Annotated in this window: 7 protein-coding genes and 1 pseudogene; 1 reads left to right on the top strand and 7 read right to left on the bottom strand. The window is 54.3% G+C overall.

Annotation, left to right across the window (positions count from 1 at the left end; all coding sequences use genetic code 11):
* Positions 1-166 precede the first annotated feature (166 nt).
* Positions 167-3,280, bottom strand: a complete 3,114-nt coding sequence (locus FHC51_RS03265) for an efflux RND transporter permease subunit (RefSeq protein ID WP_220434891.1) — start codon at positions 3,278-3,280, stop codon at positions 167-169.
* A gap of 10 nt (positions 3,281-3,290) precedes the next feature.
* Positions 3,291-4,430, bottom strand: a complete 1,140-nt coding sequence (locus tag FHC51_RS03260; protein ID WP_114316557.1) for an efflux RND transporter periplasmic adaptor subunit — start codon at positions 4,428-4,430, stop codon at positions 3,291-3,293.
* Between the two features lie 393 nt (positions 4,431-4,823).
* Here FHC51_RS03260 and envR point away from each other — a divergent pair, with 393 nt between their 5' ends.
* A complete protein-coding gene (gene envR / locus FHC51_RS03255; RefSeq protein WP_220434890.1) occupies positions 4,824-5,462 on the top strand; it encodes an acrEF/envCD operon transcriptional regulator in 639 nt (212 codons plus the stop codon).
* A 10-nt stretch (positions 5,463-5,472) separates the two neighbouring features.
* Here envR and FHC51_RS03250 read toward each other — a convergent pair.
* The 5 genes and pseudogenes from FHC51_RS03250 to FHC51_RS03230 form a co-directional block, all read right to left on the bottom strand.
* Positions 5,473-7,553, bottom strand: a pseudogene (locus FHC51_RS03250) (putative bifunctional diguanylate cyclase/phosphodiesterase).
* A 127-nt stretch (positions 7,554-7,680) separates the two neighbouring features.
* Positions 7,681-7,845 (bottom strand): DUF2556 family protein, encoded by a 165-nt coding sequence (locus tag FHC51_RS03245; RefSeq protein WP_220434889.1) that lies wholly within the window; start codon positions 7,843-7,845, stop codon positions 7,681-7,683.
* 200 nt (positions 7,846-8,045) lie between these two features.
* Positions 8,046-8,342, bottom strand: coding sequence for a DNA-binding transcriptional regulator Fis (gene fis / locus FHC51_RS03240; RefSeq protein WP_000462905.1), 297 nt, complete (start codon positions 8,340-8,342; stop codon positions 8,046-8,048).
* A gap of 23 nt (positions 8,343-8,365) precedes the next feature.
* Positions 8,366-9,331, bottom strand: coding sequence for a tRNA dihydrouridine synthase DusB (dusB, locus tag FHC51_RS03235; RefSeq protein ID WP_039030651.1), 966 nt, complete (start codon positions 9,329-9,331; stop codon positions 8,366-8,368).
* A 330-nt stretch (positions 9,332-9,661) separates the two neighbouring features.
* Positions 9,662-10,402, bottom strand: coding sequence for a carbonic anhydrase (locus FHC51_RS03230; RefSeq protein ID WP_220434888.1), 741 nt, complete (start codon positions 10,400-10,402; stop codon positions 9,662-9,664).
* Between the last annotated feature and the right edge of the window lie 113 nt (positions 10,403-10,515).

Raw genomic sequence — 10,515 nt, 5'->3', positions numbered from 1 at the left:
TACGCACCACGCCTTCAGTAGCGGAGCAGGAAGGACATCTGATGGAAATGGAAGCCACGCAAGCACCTTAAAATCACCATCATACACTAAATCAGTAAGTTGGCAGCATTACCGGCTAACTCCCTGTTTATTATCATAAGAAAAGGCGCCGAAGCGCCTTTACTCATTACTGCTCTGAATGACGCGTAAAGCGTCGCCGCACTACCACAAAGAAGACCGGCACAAAGAAGATTGCCAGCAGGGTAGCTGAAAGCATACCGCCCATCACGCCGGTACCCACGGCGTTTTGCGCGCCGCTGCCCGCTCCGTGACTGATGACCAGCGGCAACACGCCAAGGATAAATGCCAGCGAGGTCATGAGGATGGGACGAAGGCGCATGCGTGATGCCTCCAGCGTGGCTTCAATAATCCCTTTCCCCTCTTTCTCCATTAGATCCTTAGCAAACTCGACAATCAGGATGGCGTTCTTTGCCGACAGACCAATGGTGGTAAGCAGCCCCACCTGGAAGTAGACGTCATTATTCAGCCCACGCAGGGAAGCGGCCAGCAGGGCGCCAACCACCCCTAATGGCACCACCAGCATCACCGAGAAAGGAATCGACCAGCTCTCATACAGCGCCGCCAGGCAGAGGAACACCACCACCAGCGAGATGGCATACAGGGCAGGCGCCTGGTTGCCGGAGAGCCGTTCCTGATACGACATGCCTGTCCAGTCGTAACCGATGCCAGTTGGCAGTTTCGCCGCCAGTTTTTCCATTAGCACCATGGCTTCACCGGTACTCTTGCCGGGCGCGGCTTCCCCGAGGATCTCCATGGAAGGGCTGCCGTTATAGCGCTCCAGGCGCGGTGAGCCGTAGATCCAGTGCGACTGGCTGAATGCGGAGAGCGGCACCATTTCACCGTTGGCGCTGCGGACATAGAGGCGATTAATATCCTCCGGCAGCATCCTGAAGTGGGCATCCGCCTGGACATAGACTTTCTTCACCCGGCCACGGTCGATGTAGTCATTGACATAGGTTCCCCCCAGCTCGGTGGAGATGGTCTGGTTGATGTCCGACACGCTCACGCCCAGCGCCTGCGCTTTTTCCTGATCGATATCCAGCTTGAACTGCGGGGTATCTTCCAGCCCATTGGGTCGCACACGCACCAGCATATCGCTGTGCTCTTTGATCATGCCCAGCAGCTGGTTTCGCGCCTGCGTCAGCTGGTTATGTCCCAGGTTGGCCTGGTCAATCAGTTCAAAATCGAAGCCCGTTGCGGTGCCCAGTTCGATAATGGCGGGCAGGTTGAACGGGAAGACCAGCCCGTCTTTGATCTGACTAAAGGCCCGTGTTGCCCGGCTGACGATGGCCCCAACGCTGTTTTCCGCACCCGGGCGCTCCTCCCAGGGCTTCAGGCTGATAAACGCCACCCCGGCGTTTTGCCCCTGGCCGCTGAAGCTGAAGCCGTTAACGGTAAATACCGATTCTACGTTGGCCTTCTCATTGTTGAGGTAGTAGTGCTCAACCTGATCCAGCACCTTCTGGGTGCGGCTTTGCGTCGCGCCCGCCGGGAGCTGCACCATCGTCATAAACACGCCCTGATCCTCTTCCGGCAGGAAGGAGGTGGGCAGGCGCAGGAACAGCACCGCCATGCCGCCGACAATCAGGACATAGACCACCAGGTAGCGGCCCGTCTTACGCAGAATATGGCTCACGCTGTTGCTGTAATGGGCCACGCTTCTGTCGAACAGGGCATTAAACCAGCCGAAAAAGCCGCCTTTGTTCTCATGATGCTCGCTGGGGGCTTTCAGCAGGGTGGCACACAGGGCAGGGGTCAGGATCAGCGCCACCAGTACCGAGAGGGCCATCGCCGAAACAATGGTCAGGGAGAACTGGCGATAAATCGCCCCGGTGGAGCCGCCGAAAAAGGCCATCGGGATAAATACCGCTGAGAGCACCATGGCGATGCCGACCAGCGCTCCCTGAATTTGCGACATCGATTTTTGCGTCGCCTCTTTTGGCGGGAGTTTCTCCTCCACCATCACGCGCTCGACGTTTTCCACCACCACGATGGCATCATCCACCAGCAAGCCTATTGCCAGCACCATACCAAACATGGTCAGGGTGTTTATCGAGAAGCCAAACGCCGCCAGTACCGCAAAGGTGCCCAGCAGAACCACCGGCACGGCAATGGTCGGGATGAGCGTGGCCCGCAGGTTTTGCAGGAACAGGTACATCACGAGGAAGACGAGAATGATGGCTTCAAACAACGTCTTGACCACTTCATGAATGGAGATCTTCACGAACGGCGTGGTGTCATAGGGGTAGACCACCTTCAGCCCCTGCGGGAAGAAGGCTTGCAGCTGCGCCAGTTTGCTTTTAATCGCCGCGGCGGTATCCAGCGCGTTGGCACCGGTAGCGAGCTTAATACCGAGCCCGGTCGCCGCCTGACCATTGATTTTGGTCACCATGTTGTAGTTTTCACCACCTGGCGCAATGCGGGCGACATCTTTCAGATGCACCATCGACCCGTCCTGATTGACCTTCAGGGTGATGTTGCCAAACTCCTCTGCGGTTTTCAGGCGCGTCTGGGCGATGATGGAGGCGTTGAGCTGCTGGCCCGGCACCGACGGCGTTCCGCCGAGCTGACCGGCGGCAATCTGGTTGTTCTGGGTTTTTAACTGGTTAATCACGTCCAGCGGCGTCAACTGATAGGCGTTCAGCTTATTCGCATCCAGCCAGATACGCATCGCATACTGGGCGCCAAACAGCTGCACATCGCCCACCCCGGAGGTGCGGCTGATAGCATCCTTGACGTTAGAGGCGACATAGTCGGAGATATCTTCCTGGCTCAGGTTCTTATTGTCCGAGACAAAACCGGCCACCAGCAGGAAGCTGCTGCTCGACTTCTCCACGCTAATCCCTTGCTGCTGCACTTCCTGCGGCAGTAACGGCATGGCCAGCTGCAGCTTGTTCTGTACCTGTACCTGAGCGATATCCGGATCGGTTCCCGACTGGAAGGTCAGGGTGAGGGTAACACTGCCCGCTGAATCGCTGGTGGAGGACATGTACATGAGGTTATCGATACCGTTCATGTTCTGCTCGATAACCTGGGTCACCGTATCCTGCACCGTCTGGGCATCCGCGCCGGGATAGGTCGCCGAGATAGCCACGGCAGGCGGCGCAATGGTGGGATACTGCGCCACCGGCAGCTTCAGGATCGCAAGCCCGCCCGCCAGCATCAGGATAATGGACAGCACCCACGCAAAGATTGGGCGCTGAATAAAGAAGTTAGCCATGCTCTGTTCCTTATCCCACTTTCTGCGCAGCGGTGTCCGGCGTTGCCACCACCGCGACGCCAGGACGTACTTTTTGCAGCCCGCTGATAATCACCCGGTCGCCTTCCTGTAGGCCGTCTGTAACCAGCCATTGATCGCCAATCGCCTGAGGGGCGACAACGTTACGGGCTTCAACCTGGTTTTTACTGTTGACCACCATCACGCTGGCCTCACCGCGCGGGGTGCGCGTAACGCCCTGTTGTGGAACCAGAATGGCGTGCGGCTGGGTGCCTTCATTAATGCGCGCGCGGACAAACATGCCGGGCAGCAGGATATGTTGCGGGTTGGGGAAAATAGCCCGCAGGGTGATGGAGCCGGTGCTCTCATCCACGGTGACATCTGAGAATTGCAGCGATCCTTTTAACGGATAGGGCTGACCGTTTTCCATCAACAGCTGTACGCTGCTGGTGCCTTCGCCGGTCTGCAGGCTGGACTGCTTGAGACGCATAAAATCGTTGCTGGACTGTGTAACATCGACATAAATCGGATCAAGCTGCTGAACCGTTGCCAGCGCTGTGGCCTGTCCGTTCGCGACCAGGGCACCTTCGGTGACGCTGGATTTACCGATCCGCCCGCTGATAGGCGACGTCACTTTGGTGTACGCAAGGTTGATGCGCGCGGTTTCGACGGCGGCTTTGGCTGCAATCACCGAGGCATCAGCCTGACGGGCATTCGCCACTGACTGATCGTACTCCTGTTTGCTGACGTACTGCGTGCCGACCAGGGGTAAATAGCGTTTTACCGTCAGGTGAGCAATGCTGGCGGCAGCCTGGGCTTTTGCCAGTTCCCCTGAAGCACTATCAAATGCGGCCTGATAAGAGGCGGGATCGATCTGATACAGTGACTCGCCAGCTTTCACATCGCTGCCTTCAGTAAAGTTGCGCTTCAGTACAATGCCGCTGACCTGCGGGCGAACCTCGGCGACGCGGTAAGCATCGGTCCGGCCAGGCAGCTCGGTGGTTACCTCCAGCGGCGCACTCTTCACGACATGCACCACGACCTGGGGTGTCGGCGGCTGCTGCGCCTGGCCTGCATGATCATCACAACCCACAAGCAATGCGGCACCGATGATAAAACCGGATAAGGGTAAAAACCTGAAATTAGGCGTCATGACTATTCCTTCAAAATCATCAATCCGCATTAACCGACACGGTTAAGCGTTAAATAGAGGTAAACGGAAAAGGGCGGGCGCCATAATAAAGAATGGTCGTGCGGGTTTTTGATTTATAAGTGCGGAGAATGAACTGAGGATAAAAAAAAGAGCAGCGAGCGAGCGTAAACAATGATATAGCACGTCCGGCTATGTATTGCTGGCCGTTTTGCTTTAGATGCATTCATGTATTTCATGAATTGAATGCATGGTAAATATCATCGTGGTTTATAAGTTAGGTGAGTTAACTTTTTTTGTTCATATTTATTTTCCTGACTGATGGATAATTCCTGCTCCGACGATTAGTGTCGTTGTTTAATAAAAGTAACCAATCCGTTAAATGAGTGATTTTCTATGGCGCGCAAAACCAAGGCCGAGGCGCAGAAGACACGCCAGTTATTGATTGAGGCGGCAATAGAGCAGTTCGCCACACGGGGTGTCGCCAACACGACGCTGACGGATATCGCCGATGCTGCCTGCCTGACACGGGGAGCCGTTTACTGGCATTTCACCAGTAAAGCCGAGATATTTAACGCTATCTGGCAGGAGCAACGCCCGCTGCGCGAGATTATTCGCGGTCAGCTGTCGCAGGCAGAAGAGAGCGATCCCTTATTAACTTTGCGTGAGCAGTTTGTTACCGCTTTGCAATATATTGCCCAGGATCGTCGCCAGCGGACCTTATTGCAGATCCTGTATCACAAATGTGAATTTGATGAGGATATGATTTCAGAAAACCAAATTCGCGAAAGGATTGGATTCAATTATGAAAACGTCCGTGAAATATTGCAGAGAGGCATTATGCTTGGCAGCATCTCCGCGCAGATCAATATCGACACGACGTTAATTGTTTTGCATGGCTTTTTTTGCGGGCTGATTAAAAACTGGTTAATGAGCCCGGAACACCTGGATCTCTACCGGCAGGCCCCGGAACTGGTCGACAATATTCTCTCAACGTTGCCGATAGCCCATAGAGAATACGACACCGCCTCATAGCGGCATCGCGTCAGATTTGCTGCGTCAGCATGGCCTGCGGATCGCGGCTCAGAGCGTTGATAGCTTGTGCCGTGACGGGTTTACCCAGCAGATAGCCCTGTAGCGTATTACATCCCAGATTGGTCAAAAAGGTCTGCTGCTCCTCGGTTTCCACCCCTTCGGCAACCACTTTCAGGTTAAGCGTTTTTGCCAGTGCAACAATGGCGGAAACGATGGTTGCATCATCACCCGTGCTGTTGAGATCTTTCACAAACGCCCGATCAATTTTCAGTTCGCAGGCGGGCAACTTTTTCAGGTACAGCAGGCTGGAATAGCCGGTGCCAAAATCATCGATCGAGGCTTTTACCCCGGCCTGAGTCAATTCAGTCAGCACCCGGACGCTCTCATCGGGGTTATTCATGGCCGTGGTTTCGGTCACTTCCAGAATCAGGGTATGCGGCGGAATACGGTGTCGCGCCAGGCTGCCCATCACCGTCTCAACCAGCTGGGGCTGTTCAAACTGCAGCGTAGAGAGGTTCACCGCCATCGACCATTCAGTATGGCCGTCAAGATGCCATACGCGCAGCTGGCGGCACGCTTCATCAATTACCCAGTTGCCGATAGGAATAATTAGCCCGCTTTTTTCTGCCAGCGGCAGGAACTGGTCGGGAGATAACAAGCCCTGGACAGGATGTTGCCAGCGCAGCAGGGCTTCAAAGCCGACAATGGGGCCCATCGGCGCCTGGAACTTAGGCTGATAGACCAGATGCAGCTCCTTGCGCTCCAGCGCCAGCCACAGATCGTTCATTAGCTGTAGCTGATTTTGCGCCAGGGTATTCATCGACGGCTGGAAGAAGTGATAGCCGTTACGCCCCATGTGCTTGGTGTGATACATCGCCGCATCGGCATTGAACATCAGTTCGCGCTGGTTTTTGCCGTCATGGGGATAAATAGCGATGCCTACGCTAAGGGTCACGACCACATCGTACAGCTCAAGGCTGAAAGGCTGATCGATAACGTGCACCAGCGAGCTGGCGAGCGATGCGGCATCGTTTGGGGAGTCGATCTCGGCCAGCAGCACAAACTCGTCGCCACCAATACGGGCGAGGGTGTACTGGCCCTTCAGGGGCTGTTCCAGACGCTCAGTCACGGCAACCAATAACTTATCGCCCGTATCATGGCCGTAGGCATCGTTAACTGCTTTGAAGCCATCCAGATCCATAAACAGCAGGGCAAACAGCTTGCCTTCGCGATCGGCTTTGTTGATCGCCTGCTCGAGACGATCTTCCAGCAGTACGCGGTTCGGCAAGCGGGTCAGCGTATCGTGCAGCGCCAGCTGGGCCAGCTCGCGGTTGGCTTCCGCCAGCGATGAGGCGAGAAGGGAGGTGCGGGCCTGCAGCCGGGCATCAAACATAGAAACCAGCAGCGTAATACCCAGAATAGAGAGGGCTACAACGCTCACCAGCACCGCCAGCCAGCTGCCGTTCACCCCTGATGATGCATATGCACCTGAAGCGGAAACTGGGCCGCTTTCATGCCGGTGTAGTGCATGCCGGCAATCGCGATGCCCATCAGCACGGCAGCGCCCGCACGCATCAGCGCGACCTGGGCGGCATCCCGCCGTAAACGGAACGTCAGCCACAGGGCGGCCAGCGAGGCGAGGAGGGCGATAACCACCGACAGCGCGACCCAGCGCATATCCCAGACGATAGCGGGCGCTACCTGCAAAGCTTTCATGCCGGTGTAGTGCATCGCCACGATACCTGTCCCCAGGATCACCGCGCCGGTAAACAAGCGACGTTTGCGTAAGTGATCGCGGCTCACCAGCCAGAGGGCAAACAGCGAGGCGCCAATGGCGATCAGCATGGAAAGGCCGGTTTTTGGCAGGTCGTAGTTCATCCGCATGGAGATATCCATCGCCAGCATGCCGATAAAATGCATGGCCCATATCCCGATACCCATGGCGATCCCCCCGCCCGTCAGCCAGATATGTGCCGCGACGCCGGTACTGCCGGCAACCCGCCCTGCCATATTCAGCGCGGTATAGGATGCAAGAATGGCGACAACAAAGGAGATAACCACAAGAAGTTGGTCGTATTGGCTAACCAGCATGATCTCATCAACTCATACGCAGTGGGGTATTACGTGATACCGGGTGAGACGGGCTGAGACATTATCATCCAACAGAGATGCCTCAAAGGTTTTTAAAACCGCACATTTTTCGAGGAAAAGCAGGCGTTTAATCCAGATCCGAGCAATTAACCAGCTTAAGCGGATTAACCGAATTCATGTTGCGGCATTGGTCCGTTTCCGTAGACATCAACTCAATCCACTGCATTAGCAGCGCATCGAAAAGGAAAATGCTAATCGCGAAGACGACTAACCACCAATACTTACGGATCATTCGGAATTTCCGGGGACAATTGACAAGAGTGCAGGAAATATACACGAAAAATAGCGGCTGAGAAGTGGGCTGAGAGATGTTTACGTTTCGGGGGATAATGGTGTGAGAAGCGTTAAAAAACGACGGAAGGCCAGGCATAAAAAAAGGCGCTTCCCCATGCCGGTTCGCGCCTTTTTAAACAAGCATTTAGCTAATCGAAATTAGTTCATGCCGTATTTTTTCAGTTTCTTACGCAGCGTACCACGGTTGATGCCCATCATCAGAGCAGCACGGGTCTGGTTACCGCGGGTGTATTGCATCACCATGTCCAACAGGGGCTGTTCAACTTCAGCCAGTACCAGCTCATACAGGTCGTTAACGTCCTGACCATTCAGTTGAGCAAAATAGTTCTTCAGTGCCTGTTTAACCGAGTCACGCAGGGGCTTTTGAGTTACCTGGTCCTGAGAGTTAACGGTGGAAACGGTCAGTACGTCAGAATTTACGCGTTGTTCGAACATAGTTCTGTCAGCTCTTTATTTCATTACGCAAGATTTTCGAAGTATGCCTCCAACGCCTCCAGCTGTTCGCTGGCATCCTCTATGGCGTTGAATGTGCGCCGAAACTGGTCATCCGGAGCGTGTTCCTGGAGATACCAGGATACGTGTTTACGCGCAATTCGGTACCCTTTAGCCTGACCATAAAAGTCGTGCAGTTCCCGAATATGTGCGCATAGCAAGTGCTTAACCTCTGCCAGCGGCAGCGGGGCAAGCAACTCCCCAGTGTCCAGATAATGCTGGATTTCCCGAAAGATCCAGGGTCTTCCCTGAGCTGCACGTCCTATCATCAGAGCATCAGCCCCTGTATAGTCGAGCACAGCTCTGGCTTTAAGCGGGTCAGTAATGTCGCCATTCGCGATAATCGGAATGGAAACTTTCTGCTTAACTGCCCGAATGCTGTCGTATTCAGCTTCACCGTTGAACAAACAGGCGCGGGTGCGTCCATGTATGGTCAGGGCCTGAATGCCACAGTCTTCGGCCAGTTGGGCAATCTCTACACAGTTACGGTGATCCGGCGACCAACCCGTGCGAATCTTTAACGTAACAGGAACGTCCACTGCGCTGACAACCGCGGTCAGGATTGACTTCACCTGATCGGGGTATTGCAGAAGGGCTGAACCCGCAAGCTTGCGATTCACCTTTTTGGCCGGGCATCCCATATTGATATCAATAATCTGGGCGCCACTTTCCACGTTGATACGCGCGGCATCTGCCATCTCTTCAGGCACGCTCCCGGCGATTTGCACGGTGCGGATACCTGGTTCGTCAATGTGCACCATCCGAAGACGGGATTTATCGCTTTCCCAAACCTGCGGGTTAGACGACATCATCTCTGAAACGGTTAATCCTGCTCCCATCTCATAGCACAGCGTCCTGAATGGTCGGTCGGTAATACCTGCCATAGGTGCTGCGATCAGGCGATTTCTGAGCTGGTGGTTTCCGATGCGCATGAGTTAAGAAATGACCATACTGTGACTGCAAGGCGGCGTATCTTACGCATTTTTTGCACGAGATGAAAGGCCAAACTTTGAACAATCCCCTGTTGCAGATCATGGAATCACAGGCAAAGCTATTGCTGTGTAAATATAATTTATTTAAATCATGCATTTAATGAATTATGCTGTTTTTATGACCGCTTACAATTTCCCAAAACTTCTCGTTTATTCTTAATGAATGAAACCTCCCGGCGAGATAATCTGCTGTTTTTAACAGCAGATTTCCCCTGTTCTTTGCGATCTGCGTCGCATTTTAGAACATCATGTCAGGGCCGGGATTGTGCATTATTCAACCACAATACGACCGTGGAGCGACTGTACCGGGCGGTTATTATTGTGGTGCAGCGTATGACGGAATTTTTCAAGCTGTATGGCCGAGAGCGTCAGGGGATGCTTCATGACTATCCAGGTCACGCCTTCAGAGCAGGGCGGGGTGGTCAATGAACCGCTAAAGCGCCAGTAGGTTTTATCCGCTGGCAGCAGATGGTCCAGATCCAGATGTTCTGTTATGGCGGTCGACTCTTCCGGCTGCGCAGGCATGGCGCGCCAAAGTTTTTCCAGATGCGGATTGGCGGCCCCCTGCTCAAACATCACGGCGACGACGGCGATCTCACCTTCGTCATTCTTGTGTACCAGATGCATTTCCATCGCGTATGTTTTGCCCTGCACAGTGTTTTCACTGGGGGCATGGAAGTGGAACTGCTGAAGCATCCACTTTTTACCGTCGAGGGTAATGCTGTCCTGGGTATTGATTTTTTCGCCTGCCTGAATGGTATGGCCGTTGTTAATCAACGTGGCCGGGCCGTCCGTATAGTGAGTGACCAGCGGGTTGAGGTGGGCTTTCAGCGTTGAGTCAATATTGATAGGGGATTGGTTCATCCCGGTCCGGCAGGTCTTCCAGGCTTCATCCAGCTCGCCCCAGTGCTCGGGGGCGCCTTCCCCTTCGTAACTCCAGTGTGAAGCGTATCCTGAAGCGGACATGATACTCAGTGTCAGTAGCGCGGCCTTGCCAATACGTCTGGTCATAATATTCTTCCGATGAATTGTATGTAAAATAAGACATATACTTCGAAGGGATATTATTACGAGGCTAAGCGCTTGTAAACGCGGTAAAAACTGCGTGGCCAGAACGGCCACGC

Origin of the sequence: Leclercia sp. EC_58, from assembly GCF_019584355.1 — a bacterium.
Lineage (GTDB): Bacteria > Pseudomonadota > Gammaproteobacteria > Enterobacterales > Enterobacteriaceae > Enterobacter.
This window is presented reverse-complemented; position numbering and strand designations above follow the sequence as displayed.